This window comes from Enhygromyxa salina, from assembly GCF_002994635.1.
GTDB classification, from domain to species: domain Bacteria; phylum Myxococcota_A; class Polyangia; order Nannocystales; family Nannocystaceae; genus Plesiocystis; species Plesiocystis salina_B.
On sequence record NZ_PVNL01000117.1, the window covers coordinates 14,237 to 32,533 of the forward strand.

Sequence of the window (18,297 nt, forward strand, 5' to 3'; positions counted from 1 at the left end):
GGTCGTACGACGTGCGGACAATCTATCTAACTATTGGTCACGACGATCGATCGCACGTATCCGTTCACGATCAGCTCGCGCGATTGGGGCTCGTCGATGATCGGCGCTGGGTTGCGCTCGAGCTCGCCGAAGCGCCCCCGCAGCAGCAAGGGTGCCCCCGCCGCGCTCAGCTCCGGCCCCAGCTCGACGCGTCGATCGAATTCGTGACGCTCGACCTTGGGGTCGAGCCGCAGCGTGCGGACGTCGGGCCAGCAGTACACGTGCTCGAGGTCCGCGCCCAGGCCGTCGCCGATCCATGCGATCGCGCCGACGTCGTGATCATCGCCCGCCCGCGGAGGCGCGGCCATGATCGTGAGCTCGGGCGGCGCGACGAGCTCGGACAGGCCCGGCCGGTCCAGCACCCCAGCGAGCAGCCCGAGCACCACGACGTCACGCCCGCTGGCCAGCGCGAGCTCCCCAAGCACCCGCGCGAGCTCGTTGCGATGGGCCCGCGACGGGAGGTCGCGGCCGGCGTCGAGCTCGACGAAGAGCAGGTAGAGCGCCCGCGTGCTCGCGGCGCCCGATCGCGCGAGCGTGATCTGCAGACGCACGAACCCCTCCGGCAGGACTCGACGTCCGTTGCACACGCTGCTCGCCAGCTGGGTCGAGATCGGGTCGAGATCGCAGGGCTGGGCATCGACGGCGGCGTCGAGACACAGCAGCGCGTGGCGTCCGAGCTCGACCACCCCGAGCCCGGCCTGGCCCAGCGTCCGCCCGAGCGCCGCACGCAGCGGACCCGGGATCCCCTCGAGCACCATGAAGTCGGCGCCGGCCTCGACGACGGCCCGGGTGATCGCGTCGAGCTTGGGCTGGTGCTGCTCGGCAGACAGCCCGCCAGACAGCCCGCCAGACAGCCCCGAGAACAGGGCGCCGAGATCCCAGTGGCCAGGATCCAGAAACTCCGCGCCACCCATCCAGTCGAGCACGGTCCGCGCTGACGGCAGCTCCCGGTCGCTCGCCTCGGGGCTCGGCGGTGTCAGGCCAGTGGTCGCAAACAGGCCAAAGTCACCGCTCCCGGCCACGCCGTCGAGCAGCTCGCGCAACAGCGGGCTCGCGCCCCGCTGCGAGCCCGCGACCGTCAACAGCTTGAGGATCACGTCAGTCCGCACGCCCACGTTGTCGCGCGCGCCGCCGCAGTGATGCAGCGCGACGAGCTCCCAGCGCGCGTTGAACACCGGCGAGCCCGACGACCCGCCCTCGGTGTCCGCGAGATAATGGATCGCCGACTTGACCACCTTCGTGATGTGGTTGCCCTGGATCACGACCTGCTTGCGGCCGCCGCGAGGGTGCTGGATCAGGTTCACCCGCGCGTCGACCTCGACCCCGGTCGCCGCGTGGCGCAGCGGGATCGTGCCCCAGCGCGCGCCCGGATCGCCCTCGATCGCGACCAGCGCGAAGTCCAGGATCGGGTCGCCGAACAGGTAGCGGTCGGGCTGGGGCACGAACACCTGCGGGCTCAGCTGCCGGCCGTGCTCGTCGTCCTCGAAGTCGAAGAACACCCGAGCGCCGCGCGCGACCGCGAGGCGCGGCAGCACGTGGTGGTTGGTCATCAACAGGCTCGGGCTGACCATGAAGCCGGTTCCAAAGTAGGTCTTGCCGCCGTCGAAGATCTCGATCCGCGCGACCGAGCGGGCCCGCTCGGAGCCCACGCGCAAGAACCAGGACGGCAAGAAATTATCGCCGTCGACGGTCCGCTGCGGGGCATGGTCCTGCGCGCGCTCGCCCGGCGACGCCGACGCTGGGGCCCAGGTGTCGCGGGGCTCGGACGCGGCCGCTTCGACCAGCGCCTGGGTCCGCGGCCCCAGCTCACCGAGCCGACTCTCGTTGGGGCGAAGACCGACTATCTGGCGCGGGCCCATCCCCGGGATGGTAGCCTGTCGCGATGCACGCTTCGGCACCCACGAGTTTGCGTCCATCGTCCGACCGCCTCGGTCGGTGGGTTGGTCTCGGCCTGGGCCTCCTGCTCGCGGTCACGGCCTGCAAGAGCGCCGAGGATCGGCCCGACACCGATCCGCTCAACGACCCCTGGCTCGACGAGATCGAAGCCGAAGAGGTCGCTGTCGCTGCCACGCCAGATCCAGCCGCAGACCCGACGGAGCCGACCACCGCCGTCGCGCCCGACGACGGCGAGCCCCCGGTCGCGCCAGACGATGGCGCCGAGGTCGAGCCAGGCGAGCCTGCGGAAGCCGACTCGCCGGAAGAGCTCGCTGGCGCCAGCGTGCCCACGAGCAAGTCCGACGGCGGGTCGGCGTCCGCGTCCGCGTCCGCATCGGGATCGGTCAAGGCCGGACAGCCCGAGCCCACCCCTGGCGACCAGCCCGCGGCGGTCCCCGGTGAGCAACCTGCAGACTCGGCTGCGGCCGCACCGTCCCCCCAGCCGGCCCCCCAGCCGGCCGCCAAGCCGGAGCCCGTCGAGCCTGCCAAGCCCGCCCCGATCACGATCGCCGACTACGACGGCACCTTTCGGTTCTCGGGCGGCAGCTCCCAGCGCAAGGCCTTGGAAGAGGCGATCGAATTCGGCGCCAACCAGGTCGCCGGGATCATCCGGGGCATCGCCCGCAAGCGCCTGACGAAGACGCAGATCATCGACGACGAGATCAAGATGTCGATCTCCGGCGACAAGATCACCTTCAACTGGTCAAACGGCTCGACCATGACCTGCGTGATCGGCGGACCCAAGGTCAGCATGTCCTTCAAGGGCGACAAGTACCTCGGCCGCGTGCTCGAGAAGGGCAGCAAGATGATCGTCGTGTTCGATGCCCCCGACGCGGTCAAGACCCTGGTCTACGTGCTGTCCGCGGATCGGCAGAAGCTCACGGTCCACCACAAGCTCGACGCCGACCAGCTCAGCGAGCCGGTCACCTTCAAGCTGAGCTACACGCGCAAGTAGCCCGCCTCAGCGCGATCACAGGGGTGTGATCTTGGCAGGTAGTCAGGGCGGCGGGCGGTGCTACCGTCGCGCCGCTTCGCCATGGCCGTCCACGTCACCCTGATCACCGTGCTGGTGGCCTCCGCTCTGCTCGAGGTCCTGCTCTATGTCACCTATGTCTCGCGCTCGAGCGACGGCTACAAGATCTACCCGCTGCGCGGCAAGGATCTGCGCCGGATCGCCCGCGTGATGCTGCCCAACTCGCTGCTCTCGGGCGCGCTGATCGTGGGCCTGACCTACGGCGGACAGGGCTGGCTGCTGCACACGGGCGAGACCTCGGCGCTGGGCGTGGTCGCCGACGTCGTCGCGACCTTGGTCCTGTACGACCTGATCTACTACTGCATGCACCGCTACCTGTTTCACGGCCGGCTGCAGTGGGTCCACGTCCTCCACCACACCGTCAAGTACCCGACCGCGATCGAGAGCCTGTACGTGCACCCGATCGAGAACGCGATGGGCGTGCTGTTGTTCATCGCCTGCATCTGGATCGTCGGCCCGATCTCGCTGTGGGGCTTCGCCGTGGCCCTGGCGATCTACTCGTGGCTGAACATCGTGATCCACTCGGGCCTGGACTTTCGCCACGCGTGGCTGCGCCCGGTCGCGTACATGGTTCGCAAGCACGCCCGCCATCACTCGAGCATGCGCGCGGGCAACTACGCCTCGATCACGCCGATCCCCGACCTGGTGTTTGGCACCGCCGAGTGACCCACGCCACTCCGGTTCCGGCGACCGCCGGCTAGCGTCCCCCCGCGATGCCCGAAGGAAGCGCCCGAACCACCTCCAAGCTGCCACCCATCGAGTGCCACGATCCTGCGACCCTCGAGCGACTCGGCGAGGTCGAGGTCATGGACCGCGAGCGGGTCGAGGCGATCATCGCTCGCGCGCGAGCCGTGCAGCCGCAGTGGGCCGCGACCAGCTTCGCCAAGCGCCGCGAGGTGTTTCGTGATCTGCTGGCGTGGATCGTCGAGCACCAGGCCGACATCTGTCACCTCGCCGCGCGCGACTCGGGCAAGACGCTGATCGACGCGGCGATGGGCGAGGTGTTCCCGGTCTGCGAGAAGCTGCGCTACACGATCGCCAACGGTGAGCGGGATCTGAGCCCCGATCCACGTAGTCCCGGGTTCTTGCTGCACAAGCGCGGGCGCGTCGAGTACCTGCCGTTCGGGGTCGTCGCGGTCATCGCCCCGTGGAACTTCCCGTTTCACAACATCTTCTGCCCGCTGATCCCCGCGCTGTTCGCCGGCAACGCGGTGGTCGTCAAGGTCAGCGAGTGGACCTCGTGGTCGGCCGGCGACTACCTCGAGATCGTCCATCGGATCCTGCGCAAGCATGGCCTGCCCGCCGACCTGGTCCAGGTCGTGACTGGCTGGGGCGAATCTGGGGCCCACCTGGTCCGCGGCGGCGTCGACAAGGTGTTCTTCACCGGCTCCCCGGGCAACGGCCGCAAGGTCATGGCGACCGCCAGCGACGATCTGACCCCGGTCGTGCTCGAGCTCGGCGGCAAAGATCCGCTGATCGTGTGTGACGACGCGAACCTCGAGCAGGCCGCCGACGCGGCCATGCTCGGGGTGTTCACGGCCTGCGGGCAGATGTGCGTGGGCGCCGAGCGAATCTACGTGTTCGACGAGGTCCACGATCAGTTCGTCGAGACCATGCGGGCCCGGGTCGCCGCCCTGCGCCAGGGCCCGCCGCTGACCCACGCGATCGTCGACTGCGGAGCCACGACCATGCCCGCGCAGCTCGAGATCATCTCGGCGCTGGTCGACGACGCGCTCGAGCGCGGCGCCACGGCGCTGGTCGGCGGCCGCCGCAACCCGGCGCTCGCCGGCCAGTACTTCGAGCCCACGCTGCTCGTCGGCGTCGACCACACCATGCGCATCACCCAAGAAGAGGTGTTTGGCCCGGTCATGGTCGTGATCCGCGTGCGCGACGAGGCCGAGGCCGTGCGCCTGGCCAACGACTGCCCCTACGGACTCGGCTCGAGCGTGTTCACCTGCGACCGCGCCCGCGGCCAGCGGATCGCCCGACAGCTGCGCACGGGCATGACCGTCGTCAACGACTACGGCGTCGCGTACATGATGCAGGCGCTGCCGTTCGGCGGCGTCGGCAACTCCGGCTTTGGCCGCATCAACGGACCCGAGGGCCTGCGCGCGTGCTGCTACACCAAGGCGATCGTCGAGGACCGGGTCCCCCTCGGACGCAGCGTCAGCTTTCACCCCGTGCGTCCGTATAGCTACGAGCTCGTGCAGACCGCCGTGCGGGTCATCTACTCGCGGGGTCTCCGGGCCAAGGGCCGCGCGCTGCTCGACGCCGCCCGCATGCTGGCGAGCATGAACAGCGAGTCCAGCGACTCCGACGAGTCCAAGAAGTTTTAGACATCACAGGTGCATCGCCGCCATCAGCTTGTGCGCGCTCTCGACTCCATTCATCGGCAGCGCGCCAGGCTGCAGCACCCCTAGCTGGATCAGCAGCGTGGCCTGATCAAAGTAGAGGTGCTCGTGCGCAATCTTGTCGCGCTCGAATTCAACGATCGCCGTGACCGGCAGCACCACCGCGTTGTAGGTGGGCGCGACCCCCGGCGCCAACCACTGCATCTCGATGTCGTGGGTAAACTCGTAGATCAGCTCCTCGACGATCCGGTCAATCCCCACGGTCAACGAGATTGAGATCCGCCGCATGTCACCCGGGATCTGGGGGATGAAGCGCTCGCCGTAGAACACCGTCAGCGCGGCGTGGCCGACCCCGCCCAGGCCCGTGGGCACCATCAAGACGTGAGATTCGGAGACCATCGTCGCGAGCACGCCGTCGAGGTCCTTGGTGACAAATTCCGCGTAGGTGTGCCGTCGCCAAACGTGGACCTGCTTCTCTTGTGCGGGCGTGAGTGGTGACTGCGACATGATAGTTGTCGTAGCAGATCGCACGGTCGACGCAGCGCAAAAAACGAGCGGAGGCGCGGTGCCTCCGCTCGCTCGCGGGGGTCGAGTCAGCGCGTGTCAGCTACTCGACTTCTTGATCGACGTACAGCCCGATCGCCGCGTTGACGCCCTGCTGATCGCCCGCGCCGCTGCGCTCGTAGGTCGAGTACACCGCGTCGTCGTCGAGGTCCGCGAACGCCTGCGCGGTGAACTGGCAGCGGCCGTAACCGACGATCTCGTTGGTCGCGACGAAGTTGTAGTGGAAGTAGTGCCCCTGCTCTTGCAGGTAGTTCAAGCCGTTCCACACCGCGTTGTCGTTCCAGTCCGCGATGTCGTAGTAGCCCGCAGGACCACCGCCGGTCGCCGGGATGCAGCGACCACCGGGGCCCTGGTTGCAGTTGGTGGCCAGGGCCGGCGTGATGCTTGCCTCACCACCGGTCGGCACGCCGTCGGGGTGCGGGCAGCGGTGCGGCGCCATGTCCTCGACCGCGCCACCATCACCGATGAACGCGGTCGCGCCACGATCGGCGTGCTCGCTCTTGAAGAAGCTCGAGGCCGAGTCGTAGATCTTGGCCAGCTGGGTCTTCGCTTCCGCGGTCTTGGCCCGACGCATGTACTTTTGCAGCGCTGGGACCGCGACCACGGCGAGGATGCCGAGGATCGCGACCACGATCATGAGTTCGATGAGGGTAAAGCCCTTTGCGCTCTTGAGTTGTTTGATGTCGATCTTTTTCATTGTCCTTGCTCCGTCTGATCTCTGACCCATCTCGTTGTTGGGGTTGCGCGCAAGCGAGCGTGCTGGTGAGCGGATCTCCCTATTTCGCCTGTCGAAGAGAAGCAGCACGCGTGCCCGCGAATCGCAGGTCGACAAGTCAAAGGATTCCGTGGGCTTGAGAGCATCGGCCCCGCGCGCAATTGTCCGAGTGCCGCACAGCGTCCGACGAAGTTCGGCCGCCGACCAAAAATCGTCACCACGAACCAGACGAAACACGTGTAGCGGTGCCTACGCGGCGACGTACGGGCGTTTTCGCGTCCCCACCCGGAACCGAGGAGATCCGAGTAGACTCCCGGCGTGCGCCTCACCGCCTCGCTCTCCACGCTCCTCGCGCTCGCCGCCAGCCTCACCGCCTGCTCGGGCGACGACCCACCGCCCACCGCGAGCGAGTCTGGATCAGACAGTGGTGACGGCGACGAGACCTCGGGCGAGACCGCGGGTGAGACTTCAGGCGAGACCGCAGAACCAGGCAACCCGTTCGCCGAGGTCGTCGAGCAGGGGCTCGGCGACTACCTCGGCACCATCGAACCCTCGGAGGTCATCGAAGATGGGATCGCCACCCACTACCTGTTCGATCCCGCCGACGGCCCGATGTGCCTGCGCGGCGGCTCGTACTGGGTCTCGGCCCGCTCCGGCACCCAGGACAGCGCCGATCTCGTCATCTATCAACAAGGCGGCGGCGCGTGCTGGTCGGATCTGTGCACCGCGTTCGAGAGCGTGGGCCAGCCGGGCATCCCCGAGGCGGGCATGCTCAACCGCGCCATACCCGAGAACGTGTTCGCCGACTGGAACGCCGTCTACCTGCCCTACTGCGACGGCTCGCTGTTCACGGGTGACGTCGAGATCGACGATGACGACGACGGTGAGATCGATCGCTTCCATCACGGGCTCATCAACCTCTCGGCCGGGCTCGACGTCGCCCACGACGCGTTCCCCGACGCCAAGCGGATCGTGCTCGCGGGCAGCAGCGCGGGCAGCTACGGGGTCCACCTGTCCAACATGCTGGTTCGCACGCTGTGGCCCGACGCCGAGCTGATCATCGTCGCCGACTGTGGCGTCGGCATTGGCAAGCCCGGCGACTTCGAGTTCGTTCCCGGCTTGCTCGAAGAGTGGAACGCCCTGCGCCTGTTCCCCGACAGCTGCGACGACTGCGTCACTGATCACATCACCAACCTGCCCAGCTGGCAGCTGGACCGGGATCCCAACATGCGGTTCGCCGCGATCGCCTCGTACGACGACGCCGTGATCGGCGGCGTGTTTCTGGGCCTCGGCGCGGGCGAGTACGAGCAGGCGATGACCGCCGAGCTCGCCAAGCTGTCGAGCCAGCACCCCGATCGCTACCATCGGTTCTTGTTCGACAGCTCGCTGCACACCACGATCAGCAGCGACAGCAGCACCCCGGGGATCCCGGGCCTGACCGCCACCTACGACGCCACCTTCGTCGACGGCACCAGCGTCGCCGACTGGCTGGGCCTCCTGATCGAAGACCCGGCCGGGTTTGGCGATCGCATCGAGTGACGGGTTCGTGTAGACCCGACGGACGTCCGCCGGTGCAACCCTTCTTCTATCTCGCCATCTTGATCGTCGGCTTCTCGATCAATTTTGCGTGGGATCGCACGGTTCGGCGCCGGCGCGCCAAGCAGCTGGCCGAGGCCCGCCGCGAGGCCCGACCCCGCGCGCTGCCGGTCGCGCTCGACGAGGACGAGCGCGCGCGCCGACTGCCCGAGCCGCGGCTGCGCGGCTTCGTGGATCTCTCGCGCGCGACCTTCATCGAGCTCGACGCGCTGATCAATCACTTTGATCTGCTGCTGCTGCGGTCCCGCGATCGGGCTCGGTTTGGCGTCGTCACGATCGACGCCGAGCAGCCCCGCGCGGACGCCCTGCGGCTGCTCGAGGGCTGGGTCAACGGCTGGGCCGACGTCGATGACCAGACCCGCGAGCGCCTGCGGAGCGTTGCGCTGGGGCCCGAGACCGTCGTCGGCGTGATCGAGCGTGAGCGTGAGCGGGTCCGCTACGAATTTCGCCGCGACACCGAGCCGGTCCTGTCGCAGACCATCACGGATCTCGATCGGGCCGTGATCCACATGCAGGGGGCCGTCGCGCTGCTCGAGGCGGGCGACGACGATCCCTACCGCTGACGTCGAGCGCGCAGCGGCGTCACGGCAGCGCGGCCCGCCATGATTTTGGCAGCTGACCCGCCTCGGGCTATTTTGGAGCCCGATGCTCGTCGAGCTCACGCTCTTGGTCGCCGCTGGCCTCGGCAACCTCGCCTGGGACCTCACGGGTCGGCGGGTGTCTGCGCGTTCGCGTCGACGTGCGAGGCGCGAGCGCCGACGCGAGAGCTTGCCGCTCCCGGCCGCCGACGACCACGCCCACGACCCCTTCGACGTCGTCGCCGGCCTCGCGCCCGAGCCCTTCGTCGCGTGTACACGCGTGACCGCCGAGGAGCTCGATCGCGTCGTCGATCACTTCGATCTGGTCCTGCTGCGGGCCGAGGCCGGCGAGTCGTTGGTCGGCGACATCGTCTACATCGGCGCCGAAGCTCCGCGCGAGCGCGGGCGCGAGCTGCTCGACGCGTGGCTGCAGGCCGTCGCCGAGCTGCCGAGCAACATCGTCGACCGTCTGCGCGACCTCGGGCTCCCGGATCTGGCCCTCGCTGACACCCGCGAGCGTGAGCGCGCTCGCAACTACTGGCCCAACGCCGCCACCTCGAGCGCCCACCTCGAGGCCACCGCGACCGACTTCGAGGCCGCCGTCGTCCTGCTCGTCTCGTTCCTGCGCACGCTCACTGCCGTCAATGGCGATCCCTATCGCTGATCGCCCATCGGTACTGGTTTGCTCCGCAGATCGTGCGACCCATCTCCTCAAACCGACGACCTCCTGCACCCCGAGCAGGCGCGCTACAGGCTGCGCCAGATCAGTCGACAGGAGCCACCCGCGGCGGTACCTTCGCCACCCGATGAGCGACGTCGACCCGAAGCCATTGATCCGCGCCGAGCGCGAGCAGATTAAGCCTCACCAGGGCGCGCTGGTGTGGCTCACGGGGCTGAGTGGCTCGGGCAAGACCACGCTGGCCCGCGCGGCCGAGCGCAAGCTCCACGGCATAGGCATCCACACCTACCGGCTCGACGGCGACGTGGTCCGCGATGGCCTCAACGCCGACCTCGGATTCTCGCCCGAGGACCGGCGCGAGAACGTCCGGCGGATCGCGGAGGTTGGGCGGCTCATGGTCGACGCTGGGCTCGTCGTGCTCGTCGCCGTCATCGCTCCCTACGCCAAAGATCGCGCGACCACCCGGGCGCGCTTCAACGACGGCGACTTCTTCGAGATCTGGGTCGACACCCCGCTCGAGGTCTGTGAGCAGCGGGATCCCAAGGGCCTGTACAAGCGGGCCCGCGCGGGCGAGCTGACCGACTTCACCGGCATCTCGGCCCCCTACGAAGCCCCAGAGTCGCCCGAGCTGCGGGCGATCGGCGGCGGTGACCTCGACGAGCAGCGCGACCGCGTGATCCAGATGCTGCGTGACGCTGGCAAGCTCGGCTGAGCCCAGACCCCCGTAGATCGCCGTGGACGTCCCCGACCCCGCCGCGGACATCGACCCCCGCCGCCTCGTCGGTGCGTGGTACGTGCTGGTGTCCAACTACGGGTTCTGGCGCGGGTCCACCCACCCCCGCATCGACTACGACCTGCTCACGCCCGGCGAAGATGGCCGCGCGAGGCTGCTCGAGTCTCGGCGCTTTCGTGCGCCTGACCTGCTTGGGCGCGCGCGCGCGCGGTTGGTCGTGCAGGCTTGTCGGGCAGGGCGGCCAGGGGAGCTGTTCTCGCGCGGGACTGGGCTACGGTGGGGGTCGAGGCATCGGTCGATCGTCGTGCTGGCGGATTCGGGCTATCGGTGGACGGTGGTCTGGTACACGCGCTCGAACTTTGGCGCGAGCCAAGGGCTGTCGATTCACACGCGGGACCCGTGGATCTCGCAGGCTCTGCTCGATCGGATCCTGGCGCGGGTCCGGGCGCACCCGTTCTCGAGCGTGCGGTGTGAGGGGTTGGTTGCGCCGGAACAGCACTGGGTCCCGCCTGAGCCGTATCGGCTGGATTCAGTGTCCGTGTGAATTTGGACGTTCGCCCACACCGTCAGCGACCGACCGCGAGACCGGGGCGCGCTCAGGGGATGATCGAGTCGATCCCCTCGGGTCCGCCGATCCGCGCGAAGCTGAGGATCCCCGCGATCAAACCTGCGGCCAGCGGGGACAGGTCCAGCAGTGCCACGAATACGACCAGCACGACATTCCAGATGACCACAAGCACCGACGCCCACCGCGTGCGGCGACCGTCTTGTGCGATGTACTCATCTACGATCGCCAATGGTGGCGGGTGAGACTGTGGAGCCGACGAGAGCACGAGCGAAAGAACCGCTTGCGTCAACACGCAACAAATTTACGAACAGACAGGCCAACCGCAGCCTGCAGGATCTTCGCGCGTTGCACCTCGATGCCAGGTCTCGTTGCGCGTCGCCGGCCAGATCAACGCCAGACGGTGACCCACGCGTTGTCGCGCGCGACGTCGTTGGCGATCGTCGACGACCGCTGGCTCGCCAGCGACGCGAAGGGATTCGGCGCCGGACCAAGCACCCGCGTCACCCCAACGGCGGTCAGCAGGCGGGCCTCCGCCGCTGCCTCCCACGACCGATAGCTCGTGACGACAAAGGGCACGCCGGAGCCGCGCAGCTCGAGGATCGTCGGCTTCCAGCTCGGGTAGAGGGTCAGCCCGCAGTCGTAGCCGAGCACTAGATCCGGCCGGCCGAGCTCGCGCCAGAGGCTGCGGCGATACAGGCCAGTGTGAGCGCGGAGCGTCAGCGGTGAATCGGCGGGTTTGGACTCGGGAACGCGTGAGTCGTCGAGCATTGGGCCGACCAGCGCGAGCTCGAAGCGGGTCCCGGGGAACAGGCGAGCGAGCGTGGCCCAGAGCGCGGGTGGAAGCCGTTGCTCGCGCTCGTCCGCCGCCATCACGTGGATCGAGATGACCCCTGATCGGGCCGCCCGCGCGGGAATGTCGAGGTCGGCGAGCGCGCGCGCGAGGGTCAGCGGGCGGGTGCCCAGATCGGTCAACAGGCGCCGCCTGGCCCCGACAATGTCGGCCTCGAGGAGGTCGTCCCAGCCCGCGAGATCGTCGATCCGAGCCCGACCAATCCGATCGATCAGTGCGTCGACCAGGGACCCCCTCGCCGCGAACACAGCGTCTTGCGCGATCGTCCGAAGGTCGGCGCAGACGAGGTCGTGCCAGCGGGCGTCGACGCGCTGGTGGGCCTCGCCGCAATAGCTCACGCCGCCACACACCACGCAGGCCCGCGCCGGTCGGCTACCGCAGACGAGGCATGCGACCGCAGCGTCCGCGCCAGCGAGGCCCGGCGGCGCACGCTCCACCGTGGGCGGTGGTGGTGAGAGCCGGGCGATCTTCTCGAGTTCGGATACCTGCACGGGGTAGTCGAGCAGCGGCGCCATGGGAGCGGGAGCATAGTCCATCGAGTCACCGTCACCGGGTGACGATGGTGTGCACCGAATCGCACGAGCCGACGCTCAGTACGCGCAACCTCGCGGCTTCCTACACGTCTTGTTGCTGGCGATGCAGGAGTCGCCGCACGGCCGACCCGCACTGCAATAGCGGCAGCAGTCTCGAGGCTCGGAGCGCGCGTCGGAGTGACTCGACGAGGGAGATGAGTGCGACGACTGTGACGAACTCGACTTGCTGGTTTGCTTGGCCGCGCGCGCCGACTTGCGACGCTCGGCCTGCACTTCGCGCTGGCGTTCAGCGGCGAGCTGCTTGGTCAGCGTCGCGCGTCGACTGGCGGTCTGTGCTGGCGCCATATCCTCGGGCCAGTCGTCGGTCACCTGGTGGCGGCTGTCCACGAGTTGAATGAGGCGATCGAGCGCGGCGAGCCGATCGACGAGGCCCCGGTGCCGATCATTGACGACCGTGTGCTGCTCCGTGATCCCAGCGCCCACGGCGGCGAGCAGCTCGGCCCGGACCTCGTCATATTGGGCCTCGGTTGGCTCACGTCGCTCGATAGACCCGAGTTCCTCGCTGGCGGGGGCCAGGCGCGACTTCGCGAGCATCTGACGAACCACGGTCAGCTGCTCGAGCGTGCGCGCCTCGGCGGTGTGGCGCGGCGTCAGTCCTCGAGCCCCAGCGCCGCCGCGGCCTGCTGGTAGAGCGCCCCCGCTTGCTCGAGCGCGGCCTCGTCGTTGTTGCGCAGGCCCTCGAGATCCTTCGCAAACGCCTGACCGGCCAGCTCGCAGTAGCGTGTCCACATCTCGACCCGCTCGCGCGCGCGCTTGGGCAGGCGCTCGAGCCCCTCGAGCTCGGCCACACACTCGCGCATGGCCGGGATCGCCTGCTGCTCGAGCACGGCCAGGCGCTTGGCGACGTCGCCCGCGGACTCGTTGTAGGCGGTCTCGGCCGCGACGGCGCGATCGTACGCGCTCGACAGCGCAGCCGAAGGATCATCCCAGCGTGGCAGCGCCAGGCCACCACCCACGAGCAGCGTGACCGTGGCCGCACCCGCGATCCCGAGCGCCCGTCGACGCAGCGCCCGGAGCTCGCGCGGGGTCGAGACCGGCCGCTCGGACAGCCGCGAGATCAAGTAGCCCAGGCCGAGCCCCGCGAGCAGCCCACCCACGTGCGCGGCGACGTCGACGTACGGCACCGAGGCCTCGACGTTTGGCGCGAACTTGTCCATGGCTGGCCGCAATACGGAGATCACGGCGCTCAGGCCAATCACGATGATCGCGTTGCGCCGCACCGTGGCCACGAACTCGGGTGGCAGCACGCTGCGGCGTCGGAGCGTGAAGCCCATGAGCGCCCCGAACACCCCAAACAGCGCCCCCGAAGCGCCGACGCTGACGGCGGTGGGCTCCCACGCGACGCTGAGCAGGCTCGCGAGCAACCCACTGGCGAAGTAGATCAGCCCATACGCGGCGGGCCCGTAGATTTGCTCGCTGATCCGCCCGATCACCCACAGAAAGTAGAGGTTGAAGCCGATGTGATAGATGCCGCCGTGGACGAACGTCGCGGTGAGCAGCCGCCACCACTGGCCGTTGCTGGTGCGGACTCCGAGGTTGCCGCCGAAGTCGATCAGCATGTCGGAGCTGGGTTCGTAGGCGTCGACGCCGAGCGAGACCATCACGACCCACACCAGCAAATTGAGGCCCAGCAACACGTAGGTCACCCACGGAGTCGGGGGGGCCTGACCCGCCTGCCTGCGAGCCTGCTCGCGGGCCTGCTGACGCTGGGCCTCGGCTTCACGGGCAGCCTGGCGCGCGCGGCCATCCGCCAGAGACACGACGTCGCCGTCTCGATCTTGCTCGCTCACGCCGGGGTTATACCGCCCGTCATGGCTGCGCTTGACAGTTTCGCTCGAGCGGGCTGGCCATCACCCGCACCGGTGGCTGCCCAGCACGCGGCCGGGCGCGCACGCGCGCTCGCAACGGGGCGAGCGCGTCCCGACCCAGCTCGACCAGATAGCCGGGCAGCGCAGTCAGCTCCGCGGGCCGACGGCGCCACCGCGAACCCAGCGAGCTCAGCCGGCGCCGTGCCCAGACCCACCCGCGATACAAGGTCTGCGCGCTCATCTGGGCCGGTGTCACCACCACGTGCGCGCCGTCCCAGCGCTCGAGGTCGCGGTGGCGGACCCGGTCCGCGCGAGCGAGCTCGCGGATCAGCGCGCCGCCAGGGTCGGGCGTCCACAGGCGCAGCTCCACGTTCGCCAGCCGCTGGGCCTCGACCCACGCGACCACCCGCTCGAAGCAGCCGGCGTCATCGTGATCCTGACCGAGCGTGAAGCTCCCATGCACCCGCATGCCCTGCCGCTGCAGCCTGTGCACGAGCTGCGCGAGCTGTTCGGCGCGACCGTCATCGACGCCGCCCAGGGTGTCGAACTCGACGTGGAGCTCGGCGCAGCCCGAGGCCTGCAGCGCGCCGACGACCTCGCTCATCGAGAGCAGCGCGTCGGCCTGCACGACCGCCGCGAACGGCGTGGGCGGACGCAGGCCAGTCGTGACCGCCAGCTCGAAGCGACGCAGCCGCGCGAGTCCCCACACCTGCGAATGGCTGGCGTCGCCCCGGCTGCCCATGATCGACGCCCGCCGCCGAACGGGCCGGTCGATCGGTCGGTCGGGGTCGAAGCGAGGCGGCGTCACGGACCCTCGACGGGCGATCCTGGGCCGCTATTCCGGCGTCGACGCGGGCGGGCCGTGATAGCCTGCTGCCCTTCTCATGGATCGACATACGCGCCCCCTCGAGCTGTCTCGGAACCTGGCTCCCCTGCTCATGTGTCCGCTGCTGCTGGCCGTCGCGTGCGCCGACGACGGGCTCACCGACGGCACGACCTTCGCCGAGTTTGGCAACGCGGACGCCGACACCACCAGCACGACGGAGACCGCGGGCGACGGCGACGGCGATGGCGACACGGGTGATGGCGACGGCGACTCCGGCGATGGCGATGGCGATGGCGATGGCGATGGCGACGGCGACTCCGGTGACGGCGACTCCGGCGACGGCGACGGCGACTCCGGTGATGGCGACGGCGACTCCGGCGACGGCGACGGCGACACGGGCGACGGCGACACGGGTGATCCTTGCCTCGAGTGCATGGTGACGCTGAACTCCACCCAGTCGTCGAGCTTCGTCGCGCTCCCCGGCACCGAGTACCTCGGCTCTGCGACCTTGCAGGGCGACCAGATCATCTACGCGCTCGATGAGGTCGACAGCGGCCGGGTGATCTACACGGCCGACACCAACTTGCTCAACAACGAGATCACCGACTGCCCACTGTGGCAGTGGCTGGGGCAGACCGGCAACGACCTGCCCAAGGTGCTCAGCTTCGGTCGCAACCTGTGCGGTGGGCTCGGCAACAACCTCGCCCAGTATCCAGACCTGACCTACGCTGGCACCAATCTGCCCGCCCAGTACGTCAACAACCCCGCGCTGCTGGCCGCCGACTACGACGCGGTGATCTACTGCACGCTCGGGTCAACGCCCGCGAACGCGGCCCAGACGATCGTCGACTACGTGCAAGACCACGGCGGCGGGCTGTACCTCGCCAGCGAGTACTGGGGCTTCATCAATCAGAGCGATCTCAACGCGATCAACGCGATCGCTGTGCCGTTTGGGACCCAGTTTCAGGCCACCAACCTGGCCTGGGGTCAGGCCAACGGCGAGATCGGTTTTGCCTGCTTCCCCGATCCGCAGTGACCGGTCTTCACCGCCGGACTCCATGCTGACCGGCGTCAGCGCCTGGTCGTCGCGCTGGATGTCGAGATCATATTTGCGCTCACGCGCGCGGTGCCGGCACCGTGTGGGTGACTATAGTTAGCGAGAAGATGTACACCCGCACGACGATTCCACTATTGACGATGCTGGCCCTCGGTGCCTGCTCCACCGAGTCGACCAAGACCCCGGATCCGGCCACCGACACCGGTGAAGACCTCGCCACCCGAGCCGGCGCGCCGCTGCTCGAGGGCATGGGCGATTATCACTTTCCGATCAGCAGCAAGAGCCCCGAGGCACAACGCTACTTTGACCAGGGCATGGTCCTAGCATTTGGATTCAACCACGCCGAGGCAATTCGCAGCTTCAGAGCGGCGCAGCGCCTCGATGACAGCTGCGCGATCTGCTATTGGGGCGAGGCGCTCGCCACGGGTCCAAACATCAACGTCACTAGCAATGGCAAGGCTGTGATGTCCAAAGAAGAGCGCGTGGCTGCACGGGCTGCGCTGGAGAAAGCGATTGAACGCAAGCCCTACGCCTCTGATTTGGAGCGAGATTACATTGCTGCGCTCACCGCCCGATACAGCGCCGACCCCGACGCCGAGCGTGAGCCACAGGATCTTGCCTATGCCGCCTCCATGCGCGAGCTCGCCCGCAAGTATCCGCTCAACGACGACATCCAGGCCCTGTTCGCCGAGGCGATGATGGTCACGATGCCCTGGGACTATTGGCTGGACCCAGACCAGCCCAAGCCCGGCACCGTGGAGGTCCTCGACACGCTCGAGACCGTGATCGAGCGCAACCCCGTGCACCCGCTCGCGCTGCACCTGTATATTCACGCGATCGAGGCCTCGTCTCAGCCGGAGCGCGCCGAGCAGGCCGCCGACACCCTGGCCAACCTGGTCCCCGGCTCGGGTCATTTGGTCCACATGCCCGCCCACATCTACTGGAGGGTTGGACGTTACAACGACGCAACAAAAGCCAACGTGCGAGCCGCGGCGGTCGACGAGAAATACATCGCGCAAGCCAACGCGCAGGGTTTTTACCCGGCGATGTATTACCCCCACAACATTCACTTTCTCTGGGCCGCGTCGACCATGGAGGGGCGCAGCGCCATGGCGATCGAGGCCGCGCGCAAGGTCGCGGATAATGTACATATGGAGCAGATCGAGGAGTACCCCTCGGTCGAGTTCTTCAAGACAATTCCGCTGTTGGCGCTCGTGCAATTCGGTCGCTGGAATGAAGTCTTGGCCGAGCCGATGCCGCCCACCCAATTCGACTACTCCAACGCGATCTGGCACTACGCCCGCGGTGTGGCGTACGCCAACCTGGGAAACCTCGACGCGGCGAGGACCGAGCGCGAGGCGCTCGTGCCGTTGCGTGACTCGGTCAAGGTGCGGTTTCTCGACAGCGTGGATTACCCGGCCACGGTGCTGCTCACGATCGCCGACGAGCTGCTGCTCGGTGAGATCGCGCTGGCCAAGGGCGACAACAACGCCGCCGTCGAGCACTTCACTCGCGCCGTACAAGCGCAGGATCAGCTGCCCTACATGGAGCCGCCGTTTTGGTACTACCCAACCCGGCAATCCCTCGGTCTGGCGCTGCTGCGGGCCGGGAAGCCTGCCAAGGCCGAGGCCGTGTACCGACGTGATCTGGACCAGTATCCACACAATGGCTGGTCGATGCTGGGGCTGCTGCAGAGCCTCGAGGCTCAGCACCGCGACAAAGAAGCCGCCGCCGTACGGACGATGTTCGAGCATGTCTGGTCGCAGGCCGACATCGAGCTCAGCGCCTCCCGCATCCAGGGGACCATGTAGAAGCTCAACAACTGTCGAGGTCGAGCGGCAAGGTCTCGCTCAGGTAGCTCGCGGTTCCCTCGGACAGGGTGAAGTCCTCCCAGCAACAAGTCCGCACGCCGTCGCCAAACCAACCGTGCGCCGCTTCATGCAGGTGGGCACGCCCACACCACGATCTGCGTGCCCGCCTCGGTCGCGCCGAGGTTTATGCGGGTGTAGTCGTCGACGGCCCACGCGAGCACGTAAGCCGGCGTCGCGGTGTCGACCTGTCGCGGGTACACGGCCGTCAGCCCCTCGGGCTGACCTTTCAGCTCGAGCTGGAAGGTCAGCCCGTCCGCGGGCTGCGGGTGACAGGGAAACAGCCGACCACACCCGTCGGGCCACAGCAGCGTCGACACGTTTGCCAGCCAGCCCATGCGGGCGTCGACGTCGGGGATCACATACTCGACGCGGACGCGCTCGAGCACGGACGAGGCCGGGAGCGCCAGATGCAGGCTCGTACCGTCGCGCTCGAACGGGAGCTGGGCGTCGATGCGATCGTCGTGCGCGCCGCCGGCTCGCTCGGCGCATGTCTCGGCGCTC

20 protein-coding genes are annotated in these 18,297 nt (G+C 68.3%); 11 read left to right on the forward strand and 9 right to left on the reverse strand.

The window, feature by feature from the left end; genetic code table 11:
- Window positions 1-26: 26 nt before the first annotated feature.
- The gene (locus ENSA7_RS28835) at window positions 27-1,898 is read right to left on the reverse strand and encodes a trypsin-like serine peptidase (protein ID WP_181234214.1); all 1,872 of its coding nucleotides are present in this window, start codon (window positions 1,896-1,898) and stop codon (window positions 27-29) included.
- A 23-nt stretch (window positions 1,899-1,921) separates the two neighbouring features.
- Between ENSA7_RS28835 and ENSA7_RS28840 the strand changes: the two genes are divergently transcribed.
- From ENSA7_RS28840 to ENSA7_RS28850, 3 genes are all read left to right on the forward strand, one after another.
- Entirely contained in the window at window positions 1,922-2,929 is a 1,008-nt protein-coding gene (locus tag ENSA7_RS28840; protein ID WP_146158248.1) for a prolipoprotein diacylglyceryl transferase, read from the forward strand.
- An 81-nt stretch (window positions 2,930-3,010) separates the two neighbouring features.
- Complete coding sequence (locus tag ENSA7_RS28845; protein ID WP_106092596.1) at window positions 3,011-3,673, forward strand: sterol desaturase family protein; 663 nt, start codon at window positions 3,011-3,013, stop codon at window positions 3,671-3,673.
- Between the two features lie 47 nt (window positions 3,674-3,720).
- Window positions 3,721-5,343, forward strand: a complete 1,623-nt coding sequence (locus ENSA7_RS28850; RefSeq protein ID WP_106092597.1) for an aldehyde dehydrogenase family protein — start codon at window positions 3,721-3,723, stop codon at window positions 5,341-5,343.
- A 3-nt stretch (window positions 5,344-5,346) separates the two neighbouring features.
- On the opposite strand, the gene ENSA7_RS28855 is transcribed toward ENSA7_RS28850, so the two are convergent.
- A complete protein-coding gene (locus tag ENSA7_RS28855; RefSeq protein WP_106092598.1) occupies window positions 5,347-5,865 on the reverse strand; it encodes a nuclear transport factor 2 family protein in 519 nt (172 codons plus the stop codon).
- Between the two features lie 100 nt (window positions 5,866-5,965).
- Window positions 5,966-6,619: a prepilin-type N-terminal cleavage/methylation domain-containing protein gene (locus ENSA7_RS45870; protein ID WP_106092599.1), complete on the reverse strand. Its 654-nt coding sequence runs from the start codon at window positions 6,617-6,619 to the stop codon at window positions 5,966-5,968.
- Between the two features lie 336 nt (window positions 6,620-6,955).
- Here ENSA7_RS45870 and ENSA7_RS28865 point away from each other — a divergent pair, with 336 nt between their 5' ends.
- From ENSA7_RS28865 to ENSA7_RS28885, 5 genes are all read left to right on the forward strand, one after another.
- Window positions 6,956-8,176, forward strand: coding sequence for a pectin acetylesterase-family hydrolase (locus ENSA7_RS28865; RefSeq protein WP_106092600.1), 1,221 nt, complete (start codon window positions 6,956-6,958; stop codon window positions 8,174-8,176).
- Between the two features lie 32 nt (window positions 8,177-8,208).
- Window positions 8,209-8,796, forward strand: a complete 588-nt coding sequence (locus ENSA7_RS28870) for a hypothetical protein (RefSeq protein WP_106092601.1) — start codon at window positions 8,209-8,211, stop codon at window positions 8,794-8,796.
- A gap of 82 nt (window positions 8,797-8,878) precedes the next feature.
- Entirely contained in the window at window positions 8,879-9,475 is a 597-nt protein-coding gene (locus ENSA7_RS28875; RefSeq protein ID WP_106092602.1) for a hypothetical protein, read from the forward strand.
- Window positions 9,476-9,617: 142 nt separating this feature from the next.
- Complete coding sequence (gene cysC, locus ENSA7_RS28880) at window positions 9,618-10,202, forward strand: adenylyl-sulfate kinase (RefSeq protein WP_106092603.1); 585 nt, start codon at window positions 9,618-9,620, stop codon at window positions 10,200-10,202.
- 22 nt (window positions 10,203-10,224) lie between these two features.
- Window positions 10,225-10,767, forward strand: coding sequence for a hypothetical protein (locus ENSA7_RS28885; protein ID WP_106092604.1), 543 nt, complete (start codon window positions 10,225-10,227; stop codon window positions 10,765-10,767).
- Window positions 10,768-10,819: 52 nt separating this feature from the next.
- Here the strand turns inward: ENSA7_RS28885 and ENSA7_RS44305 are convergent, their stop codons facing one another.
- Window positions 10,820-10,963 carry a hypothetical protein gene (locus ENSA7_RS44305; RefSeq protein WP_181234215.1) on the reverse strand — a complete coding sequence of 48 codons (144 nt, stop codon included), beginning with the start codon at window positions 10,961-10,963 and terminating at the stop codon, window positions 10,820-10,822.
- Between the two features lie 215 nt (window positions 10,964-11,178).
- Window positions 11,179-12,156 (reverse strand): zinc finger MYND domain-containing protein, encoded by a 978-nt coding sequence (locus tag ENSA7_RS28895; RefSeq protein ID WP_181234216.1) that lies wholly within the window; start codon window positions 12,154-12,156, stop codon window positions 11,179-11,181.
- Window positions 12,157-12,405: 249 nt separating this feature from the next.
- On the opposite strand from ENSA7_RS28895, the gene ENSA7_RS28900 reads away from it, so the two are divergent.
- Window positions 12,406-12,864, forward strand: a complete 459-nt coding sequence (locus ENSA7_RS28900; protein WP_106092607.1) for a hypothetical protein — start codon at window positions 12,406-12,408, stop codon at window positions 12,862-12,864.
- Here ENSA7_RS28900 and ENSA7_RS28905 read toward each other — a convergent pair.
- Window positions 12,825-14,024 carry a rhomboid family intramembrane serine protease gene (locus tag ENSA7_RS28905; RefSeq protein ID WP_106092608.1) on the reverse strand — a complete coding sequence of 400 codons (1,200 nt, stop codon included), beginning with the start codon at window positions 14,022-14,024 and terminating at the stop codon, window positions 12,825-12,827. The two genes, ENSA7_RS28900 and ENSA7_RS28905, sit on opposite strands and share 40 nt — an antisense overlap.
- Before the next feature lie 19 nt (window positions 14,025-14,043).
- Window positions 14,044-14,850 carry a hypothetical protein gene (locus ENSA7_RS28910; protein ID WP_106092609.1) on the reverse strand — a complete coding sequence of 269 codons (807 nt, stop codon included), beginning with the start codon at window positions 14,848-14,850 and terminating at the stop codon, window positions 14,044-14,046.
- A gap of 76 nt (window positions 14,851-14,926) precedes the next feature.
- Between ENSA7_RS28910 and ENSA7_RS44310 the strand changes: the two genes are divergently transcribed.
- Window positions 14,927-15,904: a hypothetical protein gene (locus tag ENSA7_RS44310; protein ID WP_181234217.1), complete on the forward strand. Its 978-nt coding sequence runs from the start codon at window positions 14,927-14,929 to the stop codon at window positions 15,902-15,904.
- Window positions 15,905-16,032: 128 nt separating this feature from the next.
- Entirely contained in the window at window positions 16,033-17,736 is a 1,704-nt protein-coding gene (locus ENSA7_RS28920; RefSeq protein WP_106092610.1) for a hypothetical protein, read from the forward strand.
- A 4-nt stretch (window positions 17,737-17,740) separates the two neighbouring features.
- Here ENSA7_RS28920 and ENSA7_RS42605 read toward each other — a convergent pair whose 3' ends face one another.
- Complete coding sequence (locus tag ENSA7_RS42605; RefSeq protein ID WP_181234218.1) at window positions 17,741-17,833, reverse strand: hypothetical protein; 93 nt, start codon at window positions 17,831-17,833, stop codon at window positions 17,741-17,743.
- A gap of 28 nt (window positions 17,834-17,861) precedes the next feature.
- Window positions 17,862-18,182 carry a gluzincin family metallopeptidase gene (locus tag ENSA7_RS28925; protein ID WP_106092611.1) on the reverse strand — a complete coding sequence of 107 codons (321 nt, stop codon included), beginning with the start codon at window positions 18,180-18,182 and terminating at the stop codon, window positions 17,862-17,864.
- Between the last annotated feature and the right edge of the window lie 115 nt (window positions 18,183-18,297).